This is a genomic window from Poseidonocella pacifica, from assembly GCF_900111875.1.
GTDB lineage: Bacteria > Pseudomonadota > Alphaproteobacteria > Rhodobacterales > Rhodobacteraceae > Poseidonocella > Poseidonocella pacifica.
Map to the genome: position 1 here is coordinate 748,847 of NZ_FOJU01000001.1, position 23,841 is coordinate 772,687.

The following is a 23,841-nucleotide window of genomic DNA, read 5'->3' on the forward strand; positions in this document are numbered from 1 at the left end:
CAAGACCAAGGCCCGGCCCGGGCCCCGAAGCAGTGAGGCTGGAATGGCAGAATTCTCCCCGTCGCAGGACGGTTTAGAACGATCGGGCGGACTTCCGCGCGTCAATCTGGTAAACCTTGCCGGGGCTGCGATCTCGCTGGCGCTTGTCGTGGGGATCGGGGTCTGGGGCTATCGCATCGTGATGCGGGACGTGAGCGGCATACCCGTCGTGCGCGCGCTTGAGGGGCCGATGCGGGTTCAGCCGGAAAATCCCGGCGGCATCGCTGCGGAAAATCAGGGCTTTGCCGTCAACACCGTTGCCGCCTCAGGTATTGCCGAGGCGCCGGCGGATCGTCTCGTCCTCGCGCCCATGCCCGAGGAGATCGACGCCGAAGAAGCTGCTGCGTTGCGCCCGGTTGTCCCCCTGCCTGAGGGGGAGGATACGCGCGATATCGCCGCTGCAGCGGAGGGTCCGTTCGATGCGGTGGCCGAAGAAGATCTGAGCGAAGAAGAAGCCATTCTTGCCCTTGCCGATCAGATCGCCGCGCAAGTCGCCGGAGGTGTCGCAGAGGTCAACCGGGAAACAGCAGAACGTGCGCGGCCCGAAGTCTTTTCCATCAGGCCGCTGGTTCGACCCGAGCGGGTGACCCTTGCACGGTCAGCCCCTGCCAAAATCACGGCCCCCAAGGAAATTGACCCTGCCACTCTCGCCAAGGGCACGGCATTGGTGCAACTCGGGGCCTATCCTTCGGGGGAGATCGCCCGCGCCGAATGGGTGCGCATCGCAGGTCGCTTTGGTGAACTCTTGGGCCCTCGTCCGCGCGTGATCCAGCGGGTCGAGACTGGGGGGCGTATCTTCTATCGCCTTCGTGCGTCGGGCTTCGACGACATCAATGACGCACGGCGTTTCTGTGCCGCGCTCAACGCGGAAAGTGCCGATTGCATCCCGGTGAGCGTCAAGTGAGCCGACCAACAGCGGCAATCCTTGATGCCGACGGTTTGAGGCTGAGCGAAGCCGAGCGCGCTTTCTTTCGCGAAGCCGATCCTTGGGGCTTCATCCTATTTGCGCGAAACATCGACACCCTGGATCAGGTTCGTGCTCTGACGGGTGAAATGCGCGACGCCGTGGGCCGTAACGCCCCTGTTCTCATCGATCAGGAAGGCGGGCGGGTTCAGCGTATGGGGCCGCCGCATTGGCGCAAATGGCCCGCGCCGCTGGATCACGTCAAAGCCGTCGGGGAGGCGGCCGAACGTGCCATATGGCTTCGGTATAGAGTGATCGCGGCCGAACTGCACGCGGTTGGGATTGACGTGAATTGTGCGCCGACCCTCGATTGTGCACAGGCGGAAACTCATCCTTTTCTGCGTAATCGGTGCTTTGGCTCCGATCCGGACCGGGTTGCGGCTCTGGGCCGTGCCGCTGCAGAGGGGCTGTTGGCGGGGGGAATCCTGCCAGTCATCAAACACATGCCGGGACATGGTCGCGCGACCCAAGACAGCCACGCGGAATTGCCTACCATTCACGCGCCGGTGAAAGATCTGCGCGCGCTCGACTTCCGGCCCTTTTACGCACTTCGGGACATGCCGCTCGGCATGACTGCGCATATCGTCCTGCCCGAACTCGGCCCGGAGCCAGCGACAGGGTCGCCTGCCGTTATCCGGCTGATCCGCGAGGAGCTTGGCTTCAACGGGTTGCTCATGTCGGACGATCTCGCGATGGGGGCCATGCCGGGCACTCCCGCGGAACGGGCGCGCGCGACGATGGCCGCAGGGTGCGATGTGGCGCTGTTTTGCAATGCGCCACTGGCCGATCGCGCAGCGGTCGCGGAGGCAGCCGGGCCGATGAATGATGCCGCATGCCGCCGGGCCGACGCCGCGCTTCAACAGCGGTGCGCGCCCGGATACGTTGACATCGCCGCGTTGGAGGCGGAACTTGTGGCTCTGACAGGATAGCAGGTCGATGACCGAGGAGCTTTTCGATCCGAACGCGCCGAGCGACAGCACGGTTGCCGCCCGGCTGGCCGCCGAGGCGCTGATCATCGACGTGGACGGGTTCGAAGGCCCGCTGGATATGCTCCTGACTCTGAGCCGAACGCAAAAGGTCGACCTGCGCAAGATCTCCATCCTGCAACTGGCCGAACAATATCTGCTGTTCGTGGAGCGTGCCAAGGAGCTTCGCCTCGAACTTGCGGCGGACTATCTGGTCATGGCTGCCTGGCTGGCCTTTCTCAAATCGCGCCTGCTTCTGCCCCCGGACCCGGAAGAAGACGGCCCGTCCGGGGAAGAGCTTGCCGCGCACCTCGCCTTCCAACTGGAACGGCTGCAAGCGATGCGCGACGCGGCAGCACAACTGCTGGCCCGCGATCAGATGGGGCGCGATTTTTTCGTGCGCGGCATCCCTGAACAGGTCGAGCGTGTGCGGCGCGTGCGCTATACCGCCACGCTTCTCGACCTCATGCAAGGGTACGCGCGGCTTCGGACGAAGGATGAGTTTCGCCCCTTCGTTCTTGATCGCGAGGCGGTCTTTACCATGGAACAGGCGCTGGAACGGATGCGCGGGCTGATCGGATTTGCCGGGACGTGGACCGATATTTCCAGCTATCTGCCCGACGATTTCCGAACCGACGCAAAGCGCCGCCGCTCCGCCACCGCCGCGACCTTCGCCGCGTCGTTGGAACTGGCGAAGGAGGGCAAGGTGGAAATTCGTCAGAGCGAAACCTTCGCGCCCATCGAACTGCGCAGGAAACGGCATGACTGATCACGACGACGAACAGGGGCAGAGCCTTTTTGCGGCCCCGCCCATGGGGGAGCAGGAGCGGATGGTCGAGGCGATCCTGTTCGCCACGCCCGCGCCGGTTACCGTGTCGGAGCTGACGGGCCGTATGCCCCATGGCAGCGATCCCGCAACCGCGCTCGCCCACTTGCGCAAACGCTATGAGGGGCGGGGTGTGCGGCTCGTTCGGGTCGGCGAGGCGTGGGCAATGCGCACCGCGCCGGACCTTGGCTATCTCATGCAAAAGGAGACGGTCGAGACACGCAAACTGTCGCGCGCCGCCGTCGAGACACTCGCCATCATTGCCTATCACCAACCTGTCACACGGGCGGAGATAGAGGAGATCCGCGGTGTTTCCGTCAGCCGGGGAACGGTCGATCAATTGCTGGAAATGGGCTGGATTCGGTTCGGTCGTCGCAAGATGACACCGGGCCGACCCGCCACATTCGTTGTGACGCAAGAGTTTCTCGACCATTTTGGCTTGGAAAGCGCAAGGGATCTGCCTGGGCTCAAGGAATTGCGCGCGGCGGGTCTGCTGGACAATCGCCCCCCACCGGGATCGGTGCCGGGACCGGGGGAGACGTCGGACGACGACCTGCTAGCCGCAGACGACGAGCAGAGCGAGCTTTTCGAAGAGTGATCAGCCGGCCCGGAAGTGCTTTGAAAGTTTGAGGCCTTGCCCCTGATAGTTTGAGGCGATGCCGCTGCCGTAAAGCTGATCTGGGCGCTCCGACATCCGCTCATAGATCAGGCGGCCAACAATCTGGCCATGTTCCAGCGCGAAAGGCGCTTCGTGGCATCTGACTTCGAGCACACCGCGTGAGCCTTCGCCTCCAGCTTCATGACTGCCGAAGCCGGGATCGAAAAACCCAGCGTAATGCACTCGGAATTCCCCCACCATCGCAAGGTAGGGGGCCATCTCTGCGGCGTGATCTGCGGGGATATGCACGGCCTCGCGGCTGACCAAAATATAGAAGGCGCCGGGATCGAGGATGATCCGACCTTCTGTCGTGCGGATCTCTTCCCAGTAGTCGCCGGGGGCATAACCGCCGATCCGGTCCAGATCGATGACGCCGGTATGAGGCTTTGCGCGATACCCGACGAGATCACCCTCCGCTGGACGCAGATCAACGGAGAAACCAAGCCCGTCCGCGATCACCGGCGTTCCTGATACCAGACCGCGCGCATCGTGCAGGCTGTGCAATGCGGCATCGTCCAAGGTTGCCTGACCCATGCGAAAGCGGATCTGGTTAAGACGCATGCCGGGCCGAACCAGAACGGAGAAGGAGCGCGGACAGATTTCAGCGTAGAGCGGACCGTCATAGCCCGGAGCGACACGATCAAATTCCGTGCCCCCGTCGGTGATCGTTCGGGTCAGCAAATCGAGCCGGCCTGTGGAGCTTTTTGCGTTGGCCACAGCCTGAACCCCATCCGGCAGGCGCAACCGCTCCATCAGAGGCACGACATAAACGCACCCTTTTTCCAGCACGGCGCCATCCGTCAGATCGATCCGGTGCATTTCAAACGCGGCAAGCTTGTCGGTCACGGGGATGTCCTCGCCCGCGAGGAAGGATGCCCGCACGCGATACGCCACAGTGCCAAGGCGGAGATCAAGGCTGGCAGGTTGAATCTGTTCGGGCAATATCGGGACCTCTGCGGAGAGGGCACCCGAGGCGATCATTGACCGAATTTGCTGGGAGGCGAGGACGCCAGTCATCGAAGGACTGGCGGCGTGGGGGAGGAAATACTGGTCGGGCTAGCAGGACTCGAACCTGCGACCTTCCGTCCCCCAGACGGACGCGCTACCAGGCTGCGCCATAGCCCGACTGTGCGTGCTTCATACCGGTTTTGACCGTGGGAGCAAGGGGTCGAATGCATCTTTTTGTTATCCCTGCGCGGCGCTTGTCAGCCGCTCTCTCAGGGCGCGCAGACGTGCCGCAACCGGGGCAACTTCAGCCGTGGAAGCGCCTAGCACCGCAACCTGTTCAAGGGTCAGGGACGACAGCGTTCCGGCCGGGGCCATGATCTCATCAGCATGCGGGACTTCGGGAATTTCGGCGATCCGATCACCGATCTGCTCCGCGAGAGACGGCGGTTCGGGAACCTCGATCTCTTCCGGATCCGGGTCAGGCAGCGGCTCTTCAAGCTCTGGGAGCGCGGCTATTTCCTCTGCGATCTCGGCGGGTTGATCGCCGATCTCCTCCGCCACCCTGGGCGCGGGTTCTGACGCATCTTCCCGAGGCGCACGTTTGAAAAACGGCAGGTCGGATTGCGGCGACGGCTCGGGGTCCTCTACGACCGGGGCCAATTCTTGATCTTGGGCGGTGTCTTCCTCAACCTGCTCTGGCAGAACAGGGTCGGCGACCTCTTCCACAACGGGTTCCGTCAGGACGGGCTCGGCGATGTCTTCCTCAATCGGTCCCGGCAGAACGGGTTCGGGTAGTTCCGCAACGATCGGCGCGGGGGATGGGGCAGGGGCTGCGTTTTCCTCCGCCGGATCGTCAACGTAATCGGAAAGGTCGTCTTCGAGCGGGATCGACATCTGCGCCACGTGGCGCACGCCCTCCTCGCGGAGAATACGCTGCGCGCCCTTGATGGTCATGCCATCTTCGTGGAGAAGTTTCTTGATGCCGCCAAGCAGCCGCATGTCCGCGGGGCGATAATAACGCCGACCACCCGCGCGCTTGACGGGTTTCACCTGACTGAACTTACTCTCCCAGAACCGCAGCACATGGGCAGGCGTCTCAAGCCATTCGGCGACTTCGCTGATCGTGCGAAAGGCGTCGGGGGATTTGGCCATGCCAGCCGGGCCTATCGCTTGTTGCCGTCGGCGACGCGGTCCTTCATGAGATGCGACGGCCGAAAGGTCAGCACGCGGCGCGGGGAAATGGGAACCTCTTCGCCGGTTTTCGGATTGCGGCCCACACGCGCGGTTTTTTCCCGCACGCTGAACGTTCCGAAGGAAGAAATCTTGACCTGTTCGCCAGCGACGAGCGCGTCGGACATGTGGCCGAGAATGCTCTCGACGAGCTGGGCGGATTCATTACGAGAAAGTCCGACCTCTCGAAAGACCGCTTCACTAAGATCCATTCGCGTCAACGTTCTGTTCGACATACCCAAACTCCCCTGCGTGCCGGCGACTTTAAGGGCTTTCGAAAAGCCAAGTCAATATCAATGGCTTGGCCCGAGGCCGTTCATGTACCGCTTTACCAACGCAAAACGACCGATCCCCATGCCAGACCGCCGCCAATCGCTTCGGTGACAACAAGATCGCCTGATTTGATCTGCCCGTTCGCCCGCCCGATCGACAGTGCGAGGGGAATCGATGCCGCCGACGTATTGCCGTGATCTTGCACTGTCACAACGACGCGGTCCATCGGGACGCCCATACGCTTGGCGGTTGCTTGTATGATGCGGATATTCGCTTGATGCGGAACGATCCAGTCCACGTCCTCGCCCGTCATGCCAATCTTGGCGAGGGCGGTTTCAGCAGTTTCCGCAAGCTTTTCGACCGCGTGACGGAAGACTTCCTTGCCCTGCATACGCAGATGACCGGTGTTTTGGGTGCTGATGCCGCCATCGACATAAAGGATGTCGCGATACCGACCGTCGGAATTCAGGTCCGTGGCGAGTATTCCGCGATCATCGGTTCCACCCTCGCCCTCCGCAGCAGCGAGAACCACCGCGCCAGCGCCATCACCGAAAAGAACGCATGTGCTGCGGTCGGTCCAGTCCATGATGCGGCTGAAGGTCTCGGCACCGATGACGAGCACGCGCTCGGCCTGACCTGAAACGATGAGAGCATTGGCGTTGGAGAGCGCGTAGACAAATCCTGCGCAAACGGCCTGCACATCAAAGGCAAAGCCCTTTTCCATGCCGAGCGCGGCCTGAACCATCGTCGCGGCGGAAGGGAAGGTAAGATCGGCAGTGGAGGTGGCGAGGATGATCGCGTCGATCTGGGACGCGTCGATCCCGGCGTCCGCCAAGGCGGCTTGCGCGGCCTTGGTCGCGAGGTCGGAAGTCATTTCCCCTTCGGCAGCGAAATGGCGGCGCTCTATCCCCGAACGGGAGCGGATCCAGTCGTCGGTCGTGTCGAGTGTGCTCTCGAACTCGCTATTGGGAACCACCCGTTCGGGCAAATAATGCCCGACGCCGCAGATCACTGCCCGTTTCATCATTCACTGCTACCGCCGTTGCCCCCAGTCGTAGCAGTCTGAGGAAGGTTTGGTGCAGATGCAACCCGAGCCGCAAGTTTTTCCGAGAAGCGTTGCTGAGTCAGAAGGTAGGCCAGCTTGATCGCGGCCGAGACCCCGGTAGAATCGGCGGAGCCATGCGATTTCACGACCGTACCGTTCAGGCCCAGGAACACACCGCCATTGACCCGGCGCGGGTCGATCCGCTTTTTCAGACGGCGAAGCGAAGTCAGCGCAAGGAGCGAGGCGAGGCGCGACAGGATCGAGTAGCGGAAGGCTTCGCGCAACTGATCAGCGATCAGGTTTGCGGTGCCTTCGCCCGTCTTGAGCGCGACGTTGCCGGTAAAGCCGTCGGTCACCACAACGTCACAGCGATCAGAGGGCAGGTCGCCACCTTCGACAAAACCGACATAATCGAAATCCGAGTCCACCGATGCAGCCTGCAAATGCTCATGTGCAAGCTTGAGCTCGGCGCGGCCCTTGTGTTCTTCGGTCCCGACATTGAGCAGGCCAACGCGCGGCCGCTCGATACCAAGGCCACTGCGGGCATAGGCGACACCCATGGCCGAATAGGTCGCAAGATCACGCTCATCGGCGCGAATATCCGCACCTGCATCCAGCATGACATTGAAACCCTGAGGATTACGCGAGGGCCAGAGCACGGCAATCGCAGGCCGGTCAACGCCGGGCAATTTGCGCAAGCGCACAACCGACAGCATCATGAGCGCACCGGTATTCCCGCAGGACACGCAAACCTCTGCCTCGCCCTGTTTCACGGAATCGAGGGCCGACCACATCGACGTGTTCTTGCCGTTGCGGATCACCTGCGCGGGTTTTTCGGTCATGGTCACGATGTCCGGAACATCCCGGATCTCGCACACATCACCAAGCCCGCGCTTGCGCGCAATCAGGGGTTCAAGCTCGTCGCGGCGCCCGTGAACGATAAATCCGATATCCGGGTTCTTGCGCTGTGAACGCGCCATACCCGAAACGACCGCGGATGGACCACGGTCGCCTCCCATCGCATCGATGGAGATGATGATACGCTCACCGACCTCGTTCCCGGCACTCTGCCTCGTGGAATTCATGGCGTCGTCCGGTCCGGTGTGTCTCAGGCGGCGTCTTCGTCGAGATCGATCTCGTCAGCCTGCGCGATGACTTCACGGTCATCATAGTGACCGCAAGCGGCACACACGTGGTGCGGGCGCTTGAGTTCACCGCAGTTTGCGCACTCGTTGGGGTTTGCCCCTTCGAGCGAGTCGTGAGCGCGGCGCTTGTTGCGGCGCGATTTGGAAACTTTGTTCTGCTGGACGGCCATGTCTCAACCTCATCTTTTCGGGGGCACATCCCCCGTATATCTACGTCTCGGCGGCCTCATATGCGGATGAGGGCCGACTGTCCATGCCTTACAGGATGAGCGCGCGAAAATACTCGTCCTGAGGCGCGGTGCAAGTCTTTATTTCCTGTGGGTCAGCGGGCCGCTCAATCGGAGGTATCTTTGCCTGCGAGCTTGTCGCGCATCGCAGCAAGCCCGGCAAAGGGTTTGGTATCCTCATCCCGAAGCGGCTCGATGCCGGGCGGCGCATAGGCTGCCTCACCGAGGCTGGCGTCGTCTGCGCGTGGATAAGCGGGCAGGGCAAGCGCCAGCGCCTCCGTCATCACCTCGCCGAGATCCACGACCGATGGCAGCGGCTCAACGGTTTCATCTTCGGGCATTTCGATCTCGGCGGCCTTCGGCTCTATCGCGTCGGGCGTATAGCGGCGCAATATCCGCTCCTCGATCCGGGTGGTCACCGGTTTGAGGGTCACGACACAAGGTTGCACGACCGTCGCCCCCAAGGTTCCGCGCAGGACCCAGTCCCGGGCCCCCTGCGGCGCAATCTCGCCAGCGAAACAGAGTTTTCGCAGATCTGACAGCTTCAGCGTATCGCTCAGGGCCGCAAGCGCATCACGCCCGGGCCGGATCTCGAAGGCGGTCGGATGGGATCTTGCAAGACCATCAATCCGGTGCGGGTGCGAGACAGCTGGCGTTGACAAGGGCGTACCTCCGGTTTCTCTTTCTTGAACAGGCGTCATTCCTCCGATATGCGAGGAGCGACCACGGGATACAAGAGGGCAGACATGGCAGGCAGAACACGCGGGCTTCGCATTGCCCTTGGATTTGGTGCTGCACTCATGCTCTCGGCTTGTGTGGCTCAATATCGCAATCACGGCTATGTTCCTGCGGACGAAGCGCTTGCCGCCGTCAACCTCGGACAGAGCCGCGCCAGCGTCATCGCGACGCTGGGATCGCCCACCGCAGCCGCCCCGCAGGACGAGGACGGCATTTTCTATGCCTCCTCTCGTGTGCGGCACTTCGGGTTTCTCGCACCGGAAATCATCGACCGGCAGGTTGTCGTGATCTCCTTTGGGTCCAGCGGCGGGGTCAGCAATGTGGAGCGGTTCACCCTCGAGGATGGCCGTATCGTACCGCTGACCCGGCGCGTCACCGACAACACTGTGCGCAACACCACATTCCTGCGTCAGTTGCTCGGCAACCTTGGCCGCTTCGACGCGGGCACTATCCTTGGTGAAGAATAGGCGCAGGATCGCCGCAGAGGCCTAGCCACTACAAAGCTGTCACGCAGGCGTCACGTTGATCCGGCAGAGGGGCCTTGACCAGGGCCAGAGCGGGAGGCGGCAATGCGCACAGCACGGTATGTGGCACGTTTCGGAGAATCCTCCGCGGATATCCACGTGGCGCAGCGCCTGCGTTGGCGCGCCTTTCTTGCACAAGATGCGACAAGCCCCGAGGGGCGCGATGCCGATCCCTTCGACGCTCTGTGCCGCCACGTACTGATCGAAGAGGCCACGACCGGCAAGCTGGTCTGTTGCTATCGAATTCTGCCCCTTGGCCCCGGTGAGATCGACCAAAGCTATGCCGCCCAGTATTATGAGCTGTCTGCCCTCAAGGGGTTTGCGGGCCGTATGGTCGAAATGGGCCGATTCTGCATCGATCCCGACCACGGCCGCGATCCGGACATCCTGCGCGTGGCATGGGGGGCGATGACCCGATACGTGGATGAGGAAGGGGTCGACATGCTGTTCGGCTGTTCTTCCTTCAAGGGGACGGACGCACAGCACTATCTCGATGCCTTCACTGTGTTGCGAGCCCGCCACCTCGCGCCCACCCGGTGGTTGCCGAAGGTCAAGGCGCCGAAGGTTTTTCGTTTTGCACAGCTTTTGCGGCGCAAGCCCGATGCCAAACTCGCCATGTTGCGGATGCCGCCGTTGTTGCGGACCTACCTCGCCATGGGTGGCTGGGTCAGCGACCATGCGGTGGTTGATGACAAGATGAATACGCTGCACGTCTTTACCGGGCTGGAGATCGGAGCGATCCCCGCCGCACGAAAACGACTTCTTCGCGCTGTTGCGGGCTGAAGGCGATTGACCATTCCGGCGGGCGCGATTAGCTCCCGCCCATGGCACGCGCACCCCTACTCCAGCTTAGCAACATTTCCCTCACCTTCGGAGGTGATCCCGTTTTCGACGGGCTCGACCTCGTGGTTCATTCTGGCGACCGGGTCGCCCTTGTGGGGCGCAATGGCTCCGGCAAGTCGACGCTTCTGAAAGTCATGGCCGGATTGGTGGAACCCGATGCCGGCACGCGGGTCGTGCCGCCGGGCATCAGCGTCGGCTACATGGAGCAGGAACCGACCATGGAAGGCTATGCCACGCTCGGCGACTACGCCGCCAGTGGTCTGGAGCCGGGGGAAGAATACCGAGTTGAGACCGTTGCCGAGGGTCTCAAGTTCGATCCCACACGGGCCGTTGAGGCGGCAAGCGGTGGAGAGCGCCGCCGCGCCGCGCTGGCCAAGCTCATGGCCGAAGCGCCCGAACTCATGCTGCTTGACGAGCCGACCAACCATCTCGACATCGAAGCTATCGCGTGGCTTGAGAATGAACTCAAATCCACTCGGACGGCCTATATCCTCATCAGTCACGACCGCGCCTTTCTGCGCAACCTGACCCGTGCGACCCTCTGGATCGACCGGGGCCAGGTGCGCCGCAACGAAGAAGGCTTCGAGCGGTTCGAGGAATGGCGCGACAAGCTCTGGAATGAAGAGGACAGCGCCCGGCACAAGCTCGACCGTAAGATCAAGGCAGAGGCCCGCTGGGCCGTTGAGGGGATCAGCGCCCGGCGCAAGCGCAACCAGGGCCGTGTCCGCGCGCTTCAGGATCTCCGGTCGGAGCGGTCGAGCATGATCCGGCGTCAGGGGACGGCGGCCATGGCGTTCGATAGCGGGCCAAAAAGCGGCAAGAAGGTCATTGAGGCCGAAGGACTTACCAAGAGCTACGGCGACAAGGTTATCCTGCACGCGTTCGACCTGTCCGTGCAGCGCGGAGAACGTATCGCCTTCGTTGGCCCCAACGGCGTCGGCAAGACCACTCTGCTGAAAATCCTGCTGGGCGAGGTCGAGCCGGATTCAGGCCGCGTCAAGCTCGGCACCAATCTCGAACTCGCAGTGTTCGATCAATCGCGTGCGCAACTTGACCCCGAGATGACCCTCTGGGAAAGCCTGACGGGAGATAAGGAGATGCGCGTATCGGGGCAGGCGGATCAGGTGCTGGTTCGCGGCACGCCAAAACACGTGGTCGGCTATCTCAAGGAATTTCTCTTTGACGAGGCACAGGCCCGCGCGCCCGTGCGTTCCCTCTCCGGGGGTGAAAAGGCGCGACTGCTGCTGGCCAAGTTGATGGCCAAGGAAAGCAATCTTCTGGTGCTGGACGAGCCGACCAACGATCTTGATGTGGAAACGCTCGATCTTTTGCAGGAACTGCTCGACGACTATGACGGGACCGTCCTTCTGGTGAGCCACGACCGCGATTTTCTGGATCGCGTGGCAACAACCACGATCGCGATGGAGGGCGAAGGCCGCGCTACCGTCTATGCAGGTGGGTGGTCCGATTATCGCGCGCAGCGCGCGGAAACGGCCGCCGCAGAATCTCAGACTCAATCGAAACCTGACGGCAAGGCCGGAAAAACCGATAAGGGTGCCAAGAAGTCAGGCCAGAAATCCGGGCTTAGCTTCACGGAAAAGCACCGGTTGGAGGCATTGCCGGCGGAGATCGAACGTTTGGAAGCAGAGATTGCAAAGCTTGAAGAGCTGCTCGCCGATGCGGAGTTGTTCACCCGTGAGCCGGTCAAATTCAAGAAGGCAACCGAGGCCCTCGCTCAGCGGCAGGAGAAGCTCGCTGCTGCTGAAGAGGAATGGCTCGGTCTGGAAGAGAAGGCGGAAGCTTAGGCTTCCGCATCCTCGGATTGATCGCGGCGGATAAAGCCGCTCACTAGACGGGCGAGCGCCGCGCAAAGAAAGATCCCGAAAGCAATGGGTACGATCGTTCCGTTATAGGAGAGCCCGATCGGGATCGCGATGATCGCCGCCGCAATGGTTGAAATGGCGGCAATGATCGAGGCCGCGATTCCGGCGATATGGCCCATCGGCTCCATCGCCAAGGCATTGAGGTTCCCCACGCACATGCCGGTCTGAAAGAAGACCGACGTTACCCAGATCACATAGGCAGGGAACAGAACCTCCTGCGGGACACCCGACATCGCGATCAGCAACATCGCCGCCGAGATCATCATTTCGATCCCGAACATCACCTTGATGATCTTGCGCATGCCGAGCTTGACCACGAGTTGGCTGTTGATGAAACCCGCAGACCCGGCACAGAGCGCGATCCCGCCGAACCAGAAGTGGAATGTCGTGCCCCGTCCGAACACCTCGTCAAAGATCTGCTGCGTCGAAGAAATCATGGTGAAGAGCATGGCGAAGGCCAGCGATTGCACGACGATGGACAGCCGCACGGTGGGGTGCGTCAGGACCTCCTTGGTGGCGGCCCAGATCACGGGCGCGCGCACCGGGCGACGGTTTTCCTTCGGCAAGGTTTCAGGCAGGCGGAACATGAGCCAACCGGTCGTGACCACAGAGAAAACAGTGAAAGCCAGAAAGATGCCGCGCCAGCCGGTGAGGGCCATGATCCCCGCGCCCAATGACGGGGCAAAGGCGGGGATGAGCGTGAAGACGATCATCACAAAACTGACGATCCGCGCCATGATACGGCCCGAATAGAGATCGCGGACTACGGCCAGAGCCACGACACGCGGCCCCGCTGCGCCCAATCCCATCAAGACCCGCGCGGCCAGCATGGTTTCAAGGGACGGGGCGGCCCAAGCGAGAAGCGCCCCGACGATATAGAGCGCGGCCCCGCCTACGATCGTCGCCTTGCGACCATAGCAATCCGAAAGCGGACCGGTGAAAAACGTGCCGATACCCATGCCCAGCACAAAAGAGGTTATGATGAGCTGCGCCTCATTGGGCATCTCGGGCACAAGCTCGGCGGCGATCTGGGGCAGAGCGGGAAGCATGGCATCGACGGAAAACGCGACGGATGCGGTCAGCATCGCGATGAGAACGACGAACTCGTTCTGGGAAATGGTTCGGGAAGGCACTGGAAATCTCCTATTAGACCCGGCCCGTACCATGCAGATCAAAAACGGGCCACTGCAAAGCGGCTCGTTTTCTGTGCGTGAGCGAACATGCGTTTGTGCAGTTCAGCCCTCTTGTTCGGAGAGTTGGGCAGAGACCTCGTCGATGACTTTTTCCCAAAGCGCGGTTTCCTGTGCCCCCGGCATCGCGTGCTTGCCAGCAACGATGAAGGTCGGAACAGAGTCGATGCCGATCTCCCGCGCTTGTGTATCGCGGGCCATGGTCTCTTCGCGGTCCGCCTCCGAACCCAAGAGTCGAAGGATGACCGACGCGTCGAGACCAATACCATCCGCGATATCGGCAAGAACTTCGTGCTCGCCAATGTCACGGCCTTCAAGGAAATATGCCTTGAAGAGGCGGGATACAGCAGCGGTCTGACGCCCCTCTATCCCGGCCCAATGGATCAGACGATGGGCATCCAGTGTGTTTGGCGTGCGGGAAATGGCGCTCCAGTCAATTTCGAGCCCGGTATCTCGGGCATGCTGGTCGATTTGGGCATAGACCTTTGCTGCCGCTTCCTTGCCGCCAAATTTGCGTTCCAGATACTCGGCCCGGACCATCCCGCCTGCGGGCATGTCGGGGTTGAGCTGAAAGGGATGCCATTCGACCGTGAAAGGATGATTTGGCCGCGCTTCGAGGGCGCGATCCAGGCGCAGCTTGCCGATGTAGCACCAAGGGCAGATCGGATCGGAGAATATGTCGAGCTTAACCATGGGGCGCTCCCGGCTGTGACGCGTAAAGGCGGGTTCTAGCGCGCCTCGCCGCAGAGGGCAAACCCACCGTTGGAGTTGCGCGAACCAAGCAAGCGCCGTAAGGACCTCCGCCATGGATAGTCGTGACCCCCGCACTCTCATCACACTTGCCCGCCAGTCGGGCGAAACGGACCGGCCTGAACCTCTGGATCTTGGCGCGCGGGTGCGCGATCTGCGCAAGGGGCTGGGCTGGACGCTGGAGCAAGCCGCGAAAGAGGCGGGTCTGGCGCGCTCGACCCTCTCGAAGATCGAAAACGGGCTGATGTCGCCCACCTATGACGCGCTCAAGAAACTTGCGGTAGGACTTGATATCTCGGTCCCGCAACTCTTCACCCCGCCGGAGCAGGATCAGGTTACCGGCCGCATGACCGTGACACGGGTGGATGAGGGGGCCGCGCATCCGACGGCCACCTATGAGCATGAGATGCTCGCCTCGCAACTGACTAACAAGAAGATGCTTCCCTATCGCGCCCGCGTCCGCGCCCGACAAATGGAGGAATTCGACGGCTGGGTCCGGCACGATGGAGAAGAGTTTCTGTATGTGCTGACGGGAGTGATCAGGCTCTACACCGAGTTTTACGAACCGGTGGAGATGCGCCGAGGCGACAGCGCCTATTACGATGCCTCAATGGGCCACAACGTCGTTTCGGTGAGTGCCGACGACGCCACGATCCTTTGGGTTACTTCGTTGGTCTGATCGCGGAACGCGCGTTACGGGGCCGAGGCGCCATGGCGACCACAGGGATCAGTTGGTTCAGATCCTCGCGCAGTTGCCGTTCCGTGAGTGGAGCAAAGGCATCGCTAGGCGCAGAGAACGAACCCGTGAGTGTGTAGACAAGCCGTGAAATACAATCTGTGATAGTACGTAGAGTGGCGGCGGGCCAAGACAAGCTACTCAAGACGGATCTCCCTGAACGCGTCGATTCCTTAACGACTTGGTTACCTTGGCACCATCGCCGTAAACAAAAGGTTAAGCAACCTGTGGTGGATCGGAGCAGGGTCAGAACATCCGCTGAACCTGACGGGCGCCGCTGGAAATGTCCTGCCCCACGCCATCAACGGTCGCGCAGGCAGCAAGCAGGAGAAGGGCCGCGAGGGGCAGAAGTGTCTTCATCGTTCTAGTCCTCATACCACCACACGTCCGGCTGCCATCCGATCCAATCGCCGTAAATCGGCAATGCATCGGGGAACTTGAGCTCCTTGGCGTGGGCTACACGGCTGATGTTGAACTGATAAATCGGGATGACATAGCGCCCCGCAGTCAGGATTCGGTCAAGCGCACGGGTGGCGGCGACGAAGCCATCGTTGCTCTCGGAAGTCAGAATTTCGCGGATCATGGCATCGACAGCGGGTGAGGCCACGCCCATCAGGTTGCTCGATCCGGTCGATGTGGCGCTATCCTGCCCCCAGTAGAGGAAAAGCTCATTGCCAGGGCTGAGCGAGACGCCGCGGCGATAATAGGTCATATCGAAGTCGAAATCCTGAAGCCTGGATTCGAACTGTGCCGAATCCACCGAGGTAACCGACGCTGAAATCCCGAGCCGTTCCAGTGCCTTGAGATAGATATCTATGATTGACTGGCTCTCTGTATCCGCGCTTTGCAGCAGGATATCGAAGGTGAAGGGGGTGCCCGTCGCATCGGCGAGGCGTCCGTTCTGAACGGTCCAGCCAGCCTGTTCCATGAGGTCGAGCGCTTTGGCGATGTTTGAACGATTGCGGGCCGAGCCGTCGGAAACGGGTAGGGCGTAACCGTCTATTGCGCCGGGGGGCAACTCTTCGGCGAACGGCTCCAACAGCGCACGGACCTCATCCGTGGCAGGGCCGTCTTTCATCCCGAGGACAGAGTTGGAAAAGTAAGAGGCAATGCGCGGTTGCCGTCCGCCGGTAAGAGCTTGGTTGATGAATTCAAAGTTGAAGGCATGGATCATCGCACTGCGCACGCGCCAATCTTCGAACTGCGGGCGGCGGGTGTTCATCACAAAGCCGGTCATGCCTGTGGGACGTTCGTGAGGGATCACCGATTTGACAACATCACCACGCTCTACCGCCGGAAAGTTGTACTGAGTCTCCCACTTTTCGGCGTTGAATTCCCGGAAGGTGGAGACTTCACCCGCTTTGAAGGCCTCAAAGGCGACCGCCCCGTCACCGTAGAACTCCATGCGAATTTCGTCGAAATTGTTGGTGCCACGACGAAAGGGCAGATCATTGCCCCAATAATCCGGATTGCGCTTCAGGCTCACATAACGACCGGCCTCATAGGCGTCGATCACATATGGCGCGGTCGAAATCGGGATCACGTCGAGGCCGGAGTCGGCGAAATCCAGCCCCTCCCACTGTGCCTTCTTCAGGATCGGTCGCATGCCGATAATCAGCGCAAGCTCTCGGTTCGCTTCGTTGAAGGTGAAGCGGATGCCGCGCGGGCCAGTCTTCTCCATCGCCGCGATCTTGTCCCAGGTGCCGCGATAGCGGGGGTGACCCACCGTTCCCAGCGTCTCATAGGACCACATGACATCCTCGACGGTGACGGGCGTGCCGTCCGAGAATCGCGCGCCTTCCCGCAGGGTGAATTCGGCCCACTCCCGGTCCGGTCCGACCTCTATCGATTCGGCCAAAAGTCCGTAGAGGGTAAACGGTTCGTCCCAGGACCGGCCCATGAGGCTCTCATAGGCCAGAAATCGGAGAGCCCATGGGACGTTGCCCTTGAGGATATGAGGGTTAAGGCTGTCGAAGCTGCCGGACTCTCCGGTAACGATTCGTCCACCCTTGGGCGCGTCAGGGTTTGCATAGGGAAGAGACACAAAATCCGGTGGCAGCGCAGGGGTTCCGTACATAGCTATGCCGTGAGTCGGCTCGGCCTGTGCAAAAGGCGCCGTGCAGAGACCCGCGAGGATCAAGGTTAACGGGCGCAAGAAAAATAAAGGCTTTGTTAACATTCAGGGGTACGACGCTGCTCTCAAGGGTATTGTTTCATGAACCGTATCCCCGGTTTCGAGCCTTTTCAAACTTTTAGGTTGGAACGATGCGGTAGTTTGCTTATAAGGAAGTCACTGCTCGATAGGTTTCTTGCCTGTATGAAACCTGCCTCAATAACTCAACGCCGGCTTCGTGCCGGCGTTTTTTTTGGTCCATACTCCCCACCGCGCTTTGATCTTCGCAGATGCAGCATTACGCTGCTCCCAAAGACGTCACGGAGGAGCAGACATGACACTCAAAGGCAAAACAGCGGTCGTCACGGGATCTAATTCCGGAATCGGCTTAGGGGTCGCCCGGTCACTGGCAGAGGCGGGAGCCTCCGTCGTGCTCAACTCCTTCACTGACAATGCGGAGGATCACGACCTCGCGCGCGAAATGGCCAAGGAGTTCGGCACCGAGGTGCGGTACATCAAGGCCGACATGTCCAAGGCGGACGAATGCCGCGCCTTGATCGAACAGGCCGGGGCCTGCGACATCCTCGTGAACAACGCAGGTATTCAACACGTCGCGCCGATCGATGAATTCCCGACCGAAAAATGGGACGCGATTATCGCGATCAACCTCAACTCAGCCTTTCACACCACCGCTGCGGCATTGCCCCTGATGCGCAAGGCGGGATGGGGCCGGGTGGTCAATATCGCTTCGGCGCATGGCCTTACCGCATCGCCCTACAAATCGGCCTATGTCGCGGCCAAACACGGGATCGTCGGCTTCACCAAGGTCACGGCGCTGGAAACGGCGCAGGAGCCGATCACCGCGAATGCCATCTGTCCGGGCTATGTTCTGACCCCGCTCGTGGAGGCACAGATCCCGGACACGATGGAGAAATACGACATGGGGCGCGAAGAGGTGATCAAGACCATCATGCTGGAGCGCCAGCCCTCCAAGGAATTCGCCACCGTCGAGCAACTCGGCGGCACGGCAGTTTTCCTTTGCTCCGATTCAGCGGCCCAGATCACCGGAACGACGATAAGCGTCGACGGTGGCTGGACCGCGCTTTAGGGGCGGGGGGATGGTCCGGATCAACATCGGTTTGCAAGGCGGCGGGGCGCACGGGGCCTTTACCTGGGGCGTGCTCGACCGTCTCTTGCGAGAGGATGATATCGAGATTGCCGCGATCACCGGCACATCCGCAGGGGCTCTCAATGCCGCCGCGCTCAAGTCGGGTATGGCGACCGGAGGCGCCGAGGGCGCTCGTGACGCGCTGGATTGGCTCTGGGACCAGATCGGCCGGCTGGAACAACTGGAATTGCCGGGCTGGATGCAACCCTTCATGCCGTCGCTCCCGGTGGTGTCCAAGTACATCGAATATTCTCCGGCCTTCGCGATGGCCGACGCGTCGACCCGCATGCTGTCGCCCTATGTTTGGGGGCCGCTTTATACCAATCCTTTGGCGCAGATCGTCGAACAGCTTGATTTCGGTGAGGTCTGCGGTGCGAAAGGACCTGCGCTGTATCTTTCCGCCACCAATGTCCGGACGGGCAAGATCAAGGTCTTCAAGGGCGATGAGATCGGGCCTGACGCGCTTCTTGCCTCGGCCTGCCTGCCGACCATGTTTCAGGCGGTAGAGGTCAAGGATCCAAAGACGGGGATCGTCGAATCCTATTGGGATGGCGGGTATGTCGGGAATCCGGCGCTCTTCCCGCTCTATGACCGCGAATTGCCCGATGATGTGGTCATCATCAACATCAACCCACTGGTGCGCGACTCACTGCCGGTCTCCCCGCAGGAAATACAGAACCGTATCAACGAAATTAGCTTCAATTCTGCGCTGTTACAGGATCTGCGCGCCGTCCGCTTCGTTCAGAGGCTTCTGGCCAACGATGCCGTGCCGGACGGGACGATGAAGAATGTCCGGGTGCACATGATTGCCGACGACCAGTTGATGAACCGGCTCTCGGTGGCGACAAAGCTGGTGCCCAACCCCATCATCATCAACGAGTTGAAAGAGGCAGGGCAACGCGCAGCGGATCGTTTCCTGCGCGCTCATAAGGACGATCTCGGCCACCGGCAGACCGTTGATCTCGAAGAGATGTTCGGCTGAGGGCTACTCTGCGGCGCGGATCAACGGTTCTCGTGCGGGTTCTTTTGCGTTGGGATAAACAAGGCCCGCTGAAATCACGAGCTTCGCCGCGTCTTCGATCGACATATCAAGCTCGATCACGTCCTCACGCGGGAAGAACAGCAAAAAGCCAGAGGTCGGGTTTGGCGTCGTCGGAACGAAGATCGACATAAGCTCACCGCCGGTCTCTGCCCGGTTCGCCACTTCGCCCTTGGCGGTTGTGGAAATGAACCCGATGGCCCAGACCCCCTTGCGCGGATACTGTACCAAACAGGCCTTCTCAAAGGAGCGGTCCGATTGGGCAAAGACGGTTTCGGCAATTTGCTTCACGCCGGTATAAATCGACCGAACGATCGGCATCCGATCCACGAGGCTTTCTGCAAAGCGGATGAACCCGCGCCCGATAAACCCCTTGGCAAGCCAACCGACGAGAATGGTGAAGAACAGGAATACCACAACACCGAGGCCGCGAATGTTCACCTGCACTTCGGGACCGAACACGTCGCGAATGATGGTTTCGGGGTGATAGGCGCGCGGCACGAAGGGCAGGACCACCCCATCGATCCAGCCAACGACCGACCAGATCAGCCAGATCGTGAAAGCTACCGGAGCAATGACAACGAGACCGGTCAGGAACGACGCGCGCAGCCGGCCAAGAAACCCCGCCCGGCGGTGCTTGGTCTCGTCGGTGAAGGGCTCGCTCATGTCAGGTTCCGGATTTGGTTTCACACCTAAATCTAAGTGTTCCACTCAGAGACAACAAGTTGCGCCGCGCGCGCTCAGGTCTTTTCCACGGGCAAAGCGCATAATTCGCATGCGATCAGGGCAGCAAGCCGCGCGTTGTTGCGCACCAGCGCGATATTCGCCTCCAGTGAACGGCCTTCGGTCAACTCAAAGATACGTTGCAACAAGTATGGCGTGAGCGCCTTGCCAGATATCCGATGACGTTCGGCATCGCCGATGGCCCGTGTGATGATCGGGGTAATCTCAGCGGAGGGGATCTCATCAGCGGCTGGAATCGGGTTCGCGATAAGCTGCCCGCCCGGAACGCCGAGCGCGCCGCGCATCCGGTGTGAACGCGCCATTTGCGCCGGCTCGTCAAGGCGAAGAGGCGCCTCGTATTCGGATCGCGACGACCAGAATGCCGGCAGTTGATCCTGTCCGCGAACAATCACCGGAACGCCAAGAGTTTCAAGCACTTCCCATGTTTTTGGAAGGTCAAGGATCGCCTTCGCCCCGGCACAGACAACCGTCACGGGCGTTTGCGCCAATTCCTGAAGGTCGGCAGAGATGTCAAAGCTGTCTTCCGCACCGCGATGAACCCCGCCGATGCCGCCGGTGGCGAACACCTCAATACCGGCGGCATGTGCGCCGATCATCGTGGCGGCCACCGTCGTGGACCCCGTGCCGCCGGAGGCGAGGCAAACAGGCATGTCCGCACGGGAAAGCTTGGCCACGCCCTTGGCTTGCGCCAGCGCGTCCAGTTCCGCAGGTTCCAGTCCGACATGAAGCCGCCCTTCAATGACCGCGATGGTCGCGGGCACGGCCCCTTCGGCACGGATGTCATCTTCGACCATGCGGGCCGTTTCGAGGTTGCGTGGATAAGGCATGCCATGGGTAATGATAGTCGATTCGAGTGCGACCACGGGGCGCCCTGCACTCAGGGCCTCGGCAACCTCTGTGGAATGGCGGATATCTATCATGCGGAAATGTCTCCTGAAACATAAGCGGCTGCGGCGGCCAAGGCGCGGTCGAGGGCGGCATCCGGTGCCGCGCCTTCGGCCTCTGCCACGATATGGGCCGCCATAAAGGTGTCGCCCGCGCCCGTCACACGGGTGACGAGTACTTCGGGCGGGGTTTTGTCGATGACTGCGCCCGGAATTCCCATCGCGGCGCTGCGGCCGCCATCGGTCACCAAGGCCCGAGCGGCCCCGCGCGCAAGCAGGCCTTCGGCAGCCGCCCCAGCGCTCGGGAACTGCGTATGGCAGAGCAATCCGGCTTCTTCGAGATTGACATAGAGCGTTGCCCGGCCGTGATCCAGAAACGGCGTCAAACGTTCGGCTTTGCCCGGAGAGGCCGGGGCCACGCGGAGATCGGCTTCGGCGAAAAGGTCGGACCCTGCGATCTCTTCGAGCAGCGCTTCGGTAAGATTGCCGTCCAATGCGACGATCCCGCCAAAGGGCCGCCCCGGACCGCCGAGCGTGCCGCCCTTGAGGGGGCGCAGGATCTTGTCACCCGCCGCCTCAAGCGAATGGGCGTCGGCAATCGCGGCGATCAGACCGTTCGCGCCCTCAACGGCCATATACCGGTCGGTCGGAAGGTCGTCGGAGCGATAGATATGGGACGTGATCATGCCCATCCGCGCGCAGGTGGCGATCAGTTCATCCCCCTCCGCGTCGCGTCCCACAGCGGACAACAGCGCTGGCCGCATACCAAAACGCCGAAGGGTCATGGCGATGTTCATGGCAACGCCGCCGGGAAGCCGCGTAATCCGGCCCGGCACGTCTGATCCCAAGCGCATTGGGTTTGGCGCGCGGCCAATCACGTCCCACAGGACGGAACCGATGCAAAGGATGTCAGGGCTGGTCGTCATTCGACCCTTCTGGACCGGGCGCGTGACGGGCACAAGCCCTTAGGGGACCGCGAAGGTAAGCGTCGCCCAGAGCGTCTCCCACGCGGCATCGGTTGGCCCATCTGGCACCCGCAAGACCACCGCATCGAGCATATAGCTGTGCCCCGCCTCAACAGGGATCTGCGCGCGGCCGTCGGCATCCGTGGTCTGGGTCGTTATCGTCACGGCGCCGTCCGGCGCCTTGTCGAAAACCTCCACCTGGGCCTGCGCGCGTGGCGCATCTTGATAGAGCAGAAGAACGGGCAGGGGAGAGGTGAACCCCGGCACATAAGGGTTTGCTTCCGCGATGAATTCCGTCTCCAGCCCCGTGGCACGATCAGTGCCACGGCCATGCCCAACGGCAACCAGAGCCTTCGGGTAGCGCCGATAGCTTTCGACGAACCCGTCGCGAGGTAGGTCACGGTCATCGTGCCACGTTTCGACATCAGCAAAGCCCTTGTGGGCTGCGAAGGCGGCGAATTTCTCCCAAGCCTTGTAGGTGATCTGCCGCTCGGTTGACCCATAGGCCAACACGGCCAGCCCCTCTGGCGCGCCCTCGATACGCACGGCAGGAAGATCGCCAGCGCGGCCTTCGACCTCGGCGATCCCCGCGGCGGAAATCCAGTCGAAACGTTCGAACCTGCGGGGTAGATATGGCAGGCGGGATCCATTGAAATGCTCGCCATTGCGCAGGTCTGCGGTGATGGTGCCCCCGGCGGGGACTTGATACTGCTCTGGCGCGATCCAGAATTCATGGGCAGAGACCGGCCCCGCGAGCGCGAAGAGGAGACTGTAGATGAGGCGACTGACCATGGGGCGACTCCTGTTTATCCGAGAGGTGACCCTGCTCGCCGTAGTGTCAAGCCTGCTGTGGGCCGGAGCGGTACGAGCCCACGAGGTCATGCCCACGATTGCGGGCCTCACGATGGAGGGAGACGCCGTGACACTGGATATGCGCGCGACGCTGGAGGCCTTCGTCGCCGGTGTCGATCTCGACGGTCTGGAGGATACGGATGCATCCGACCGCGCGGAGCGATACGATGCACTGCGCGCGCTGCCGCCCGAAGCATTCGCCGAAGAGGTCCGCGCCTTTTGGCCCTCGATGGAACTCCGGTTGATGGCGGACGGGGAGCCTGTTGCCCTGAGACTTGCCGAGGTGCGGGTAGAGCCTGCGCCTGATCTGGAACTCTCCCGCGCTTCCCATGCCGTGCTGGCCGGCGCGCTGCCCGCAGGCACGCAATCTATCTCACTATACTGGCCCACAGGCTTTGGCGCGCTCATCCTGCGCCAACAGGGGGCGGAGGATCCGTTTACCGGCTATCTGAATGGCGGCGAGACCTCGCCGCCCATTTCCGTTTCAGGCGGCGATGCGGCGAGTATCGGGGCGACATTCCTGAGCTACATTCCCGTGGGGTTTGACCATATTCTCCCCAAGGGCCTCGACCATATCCTCTTTGTGCTCGGCCTCTTTTTCCTGTCGCCCAGGCTGCGCCCGCTGCTGTGGCAGGTGTCGGCCTTCACGCTTGCACATACGGTGACCCTTGCCCTCGGCGCGCTGGACATCGTCCGGGTGCCCGGAGCGATCGTCGAGCCGCTCATCGCGGCATCTATCGCCTATGTCGCGGTCGAGAACATCCTGTCCCGCGGGCTGACACCATGGCGGCCGGTGGTCGTCTTTCTCTTCGGCTTGCTGCATGGCCTCGGGTTTGCGTCGGTTCTAGGGGAATTTGGCCTGCCGCCCGGAGGGTTCGTCGCCGCATTGATCGGGTTCAACGTCGGAGTGGAACTGGGGCAACTCACCGTGATCGCCGCGGCCTTCCTCGCGGTCGGCTACTGGTTCGGCGACAAGCCGTGGTACCGCGGCGCCATCGCGATCCCGGCTTCGGTGATCATCGGCGTGATCGGTGCCTATTGGGTGGTGGAACGCACGCTGCTCTGAAACGAAAAACGGCGGGTCAATGACCC

The 23,841-nt window shown here is 61.6% G+C and carries 26 protein-coding genes and 1 tRNA gene; 11 read left to right on the top strand and 16 right to left on the bottom strand.

Going from position 1 to position 23,841, the window contains the following annotated elements; genetic code table 11:
• Positions 1-43 precede the first annotated feature (43 nt).
• The 4 genes from BM234_RS03550 to scpB are packed head-to-tail and all read left to right on the top strand — an operon-like array spanning position 44 to position 3,392.
• Positions 44-943 (top strand): SPOR domain-containing protein, encoded by a 900-nt coding sequence (locus tag BM234_RS03550; protein WP_092060659.1) that lies wholly within the window; start codon positions 44-46, stop codon positions 941-943.
• A complete protein-coding gene (gene nagZ / locus BM234_RS03555; RefSeq protein WP_092060661.1) occupies positions 940-1,932 on the top strand; it encodes a beta-N-acetylhexosaminidase in 993 nt (330 codons plus the stop codon). The genes BM234_RS03550 and nagZ overlap by 4 nt, the downstream gene beginning before the upstream one ends.
• Positions 1,933-1,939: 7 nt before the next feature.
• Positions 1,940-2,737, top strand: coding sequence for a segregation and condensation protein A (locus BM234_RS03560; protein ID WP_092060663.1), 798 nt, complete (start codon positions 1,940-1,942; stop codon positions 2,735-2,737).
• The gene (gene scpB / locus BM234_RS03565) at positions 2,730-3,392 is read left to right on the top strand and encodes an SMC-Scp complex subunit ScpB (protein ID WP_092060665.1); all 663 of its coding nucleotides are present in this window, start codon (positions 2,730-2,732) and stop codon (positions 3,390-3,392) included. Before BM234_RS03560 ends, scpB begins: the two co-directional genes overlap by 8 nt.
• On the opposite strand, the gene BM234_RS03570 is transcribed toward scpB, so the two are convergent.
• From BM234_RS03570 to BM234_RS03605, 8 genes are all read right to left on the bottom strand, one after another.
• On the bottom strand, positions 3,393-4,469 hold the full coding sequence (locus tag BM234_RS03570; RefSeq protein WP_092060666.1) for a 2'-deoxycytidine 5'-triphosphate deaminase: 1,077 nt from the start codon (positions 4,467-4,469) through the stop codon (positions 3,393-3,395).
• A 31-nt stretch (positions 4,470-4,500) separates the two neighbouring features.
• A tRNA-Pro gene (locus tag BM234_RS03575) sits at positions 4,501-4,577 on the bottom strand.
• 60 nt (positions 4,578-4,637) lie between these two features.
• Positions 4,638-5,552 (bottom strand): MerR family transcriptional regulator, encoded by a 915-nt coding sequence (locus BM234_RS03580; RefSeq protein ID WP_092060668.1) that lies wholly within the window; start codon positions 5,550-5,552, stop codon positions 4,638-4,640.
• 11 nt (positions 5,553-5,563) lie between these two features.
• On the bottom strand, positions 5,564-5,866 hold the full coding sequence (gene ihfA / locus BM234_RS03585) for an integration host factor subunit alpha (RefSeq protein ID WP_092060670.1): 303 nt from the start codon (positions 5,864-5,866) through the stop codon (positions 5,564-5,566).
• Positions 5,867-5,958: 92 nt separating this feature from the next.
• Positions 5,959-6,930 carry a beta-ketoacyl-ACP synthase III gene (locus BM234_RS03590; RefSeq protein WP_092060672.1) on the bottom strand — a complete coding sequence of 324 codons (972 nt, stop codon included), beginning with the start codon at positions 6,928-6,930 and terminating at the stop codon, positions 5,959-5,961.
• On the bottom strand, positions 6,927-8,033 hold the full coding sequence (plsX, locus tag BM234_RS03595; RefSeq protein WP_092060674.1) for a phosphate acyltransferase PlsX: 1,107 nt from the start codon (positions 8,031-8,033) through the stop codon (positions 6,927-6,929). Before plsX ends, BM234_RS03590 begins: the two co-directional genes overlap by 4 nt.
• Positions 8,034-8,056: 23 nt before the next feature.
• Positions 8,057-8,263, bottom strand: coding sequence for a 50S ribosomal protein L32 (rpmF, locus tag BM234_RS03600; protein ID WP_092060676.1), 207 nt, complete (start codon positions 8,261-8,263; stop codon positions 8,057-8,059).
• A 164-nt stretch (positions 8,264-8,427) separates the two neighbouring features.
• A complete protein-coding gene (locus BM234_RS03605) occupies positions 8,428-8,982 on the bottom strand; it encodes a YceD family protein (protein WP_245752467.1) in 555 nt (184 codons plus the stop codon).
• A gap of 84 nt (positions 8,983-9,066) precedes the next feature.
• Between BM234_RS03605 and BM234_RS03610 the strand changes: the two genes are divergently transcribed.
• From BM234_RS03610 to BM234_RS03620, 3 genes are all read left to right on the top strand, one after another.
• The gene (locus BM234_RS03610; protein ID WP_092060680.1) at positions 9,067-9,525 is read left to right on the top strand and encodes an outer membrane protein assembly factor BamE; all 459 of its coding nucleotides are present in this window, start codon (positions 9,067-9,069) and stop codon (positions 9,523-9,525) included.
• Between the two features lie 102 nt (positions 9,526-9,627).
• Positions 9,628-10,365 (top strand): GNAT family N-acetyltransferase, encoded by a 738-nt coding sequence (locus tag BM234_RS03615; protein ID WP_092060682.1) that lies wholly within the window; start codon positions 9,628-9,630, stop codon positions 10,363-10,365.
• Between the two features lie 41 nt (positions 10,366-10,406).
• Positions 10,407-12,230 carry an ABC-F family ATP-binding cassette domain-containing protein gene (locus BM234_RS03620; protein ID WP_092060684.1) on the top strand — a complete coding sequence of 608 codons (1,824 nt, stop codon included), beginning with the start codon at positions 10,407-10,409 and terminating at the stop codon, positions 12,228-12,230.
• Here the strand turns inward: BM234_RS03620 and BM234_RS03625 are convergent.
• A complete protein-coding gene (locus BM234_RS03625; protein ID WP_245752469.1) occupies positions 12,227-13,441 on the bottom strand; it encodes a multidrug effflux MFS transporter in 1,215 nt (404 codons plus the stop codon). The genes BM234_RS03620 and BM234_RS03625 overlap by 4 nt on opposite strands.
• A 102-nt stretch (positions 13,442-13,543) precedes the next feature.
• On the bottom strand, positions 13,544-14,191 hold the full coding sequence (locus tag BM234_RS03630) for a DsbA family oxidoreductase (protein ID WP_092060687.1): 648 nt from the start codon (positions 14,189-14,191) through the stop codon (positions 13,544-13,546).
• 112 nt (positions 14,192-14,303) lie between these two features.
• Here BM234_RS03630 and BM234_RS03635 point away from each other — a divergent pair, with 112 nt between their 5' ends.
• Positions 14,304-14,927, top strand: a complete 624-nt coding sequence (locus BM234_RS03635; RefSeq protein ID WP_092060689.1) for a helix-turn-helix domain-containing protein — start codon at positions 14,304-14,306, stop codon at positions 14,925-14,927.
• 303 nt (positions 14,928-15,230) lie between these two features.
• On the opposite strand, the gene BM234_RS03640 is transcribed toward BM234_RS03635, so the two are convergent.
• Positions 15,231-15,344, bottom strand: coding sequence for an entericidin EcnA/B family protein (locus BM234_RS03640; protein WP_092060691.1), 114 nt, complete (start codon positions 15,342-15,344; stop codon positions 15,231-15,233).
• A gap of 4 nt (positions 15,345-15,348) precedes the next feature.
• Entirely contained in the window at positions 15,349-17,061 is a 1,713-nt protein-coding gene (locus tag BM234_RS03645; RefSeq protein WP_245752471.1) for an extracellular solute-binding protein, read from the bottom strand.
• 370 nt (positions 17,062-17,431) lie between these two features.
• On the opposite strand from BM234_RS03645, the gene BM234_RS03650 reads away from it, so the two are divergent.
• Together BM234_RS03650 and BM234_RS03655 are read left to right on the top strand one after the other, a co-directional pair.
• The gene (locus BM234_RS03650; protein WP_092060695.1) at positions 17,432-18,205 is read left to right on the top strand and encodes a 3-hydroxybutyrate dehydrogenase; all 774 of its coding nucleotides are present in this window, start codon (positions 17,432-17,434) and stop codon (positions 18,203-18,205) included.
• A 10-nt stretch (positions 18,206-18,215) separates the two neighbouring features.
• A complete protein-coding gene (locus BM234_RS03655; RefSeq protein ID WP_092060697.1) occupies positions 18,216-19,247 on the top strand; it encodes a patatin-like phospholipase family protein in 1,032 nt (343 codons plus the stop codon).
• Between the two features lie 3 nt (positions 19,248-19,250).
• Here the strand turns inward: BM234_RS03655 and BM234_RS03660 are convergent, their stop codons facing one another.
• From BM234_RS03660 to BM234_RS03675, 4 genes are all read right to left on the bottom strand, one after another.
• Positions 19,251-19,970, bottom strand: coding sequence for a DUF502 domain-containing protein (locus tag BM234_RS03660; RefSeq protein ID WP_092060699.1), 720 nt, complete (start codon positions 19,968-19,970; stop codon positions 19,251-19,253).
• 74 nt (positions 19,971-20,044) lie between these two features.
• On the bottom strand, positions 20,045-20,968 hold the full coding sequence (locus BM234_RS03665; RefSeq protein WP_092060701.1) for a pseudouridine-5'-phosphate glycosidase: 924 nt from the start codon (positions 20,966-20,968) through the stop codon (positions 20,045-20,047).
• Entirely contained in the window at positions 20,965-21,858 is an 894-nt protein-coding gene (locus BM234_RS03670) for a PfkB family carbohydrate kinase (protein ID WP_092060703.1), read from the bottom strand. Before BM234_RS03670 ends, BM234_RS03665 begins: the two co-directional genes overlap by 4 nt.
• Before the next feature lie 39 nt (positions 21,859-21,897).
• The gene (locus BM234_RS03675) at positions 21,898-22,689 is read right to left on the bottom strand and encodes a DUF4198 domain-containing protein (protein WP_092060705.1); all 792 of its coding nucleotides are present in this window, start codon (positions 22,687-22,689) and stop codon (positions 21,898-21,900) included.
• Between BM234_RS03675 and BM234_RS03680 the strand changes: the two genes are divergently transcribed.
• Positions 22,673-23,815 (top strand): HupE/UreJ family protein, encoded by a 1,143-nt coding sequence (locus BM234_RS03680; RefSeq protein ID WP_092060707.1) that lies wholly within the window; start codon positions 22,673-22,675, stop codon positions 23,813-23,815. The two genes, BM234_RS03675 and BM234_RS03680, sit on opposite strands and share 17 nt — an antisense overlap.
• Positions 23,816-23,841 lie beyond the last annotated feature (26 nt).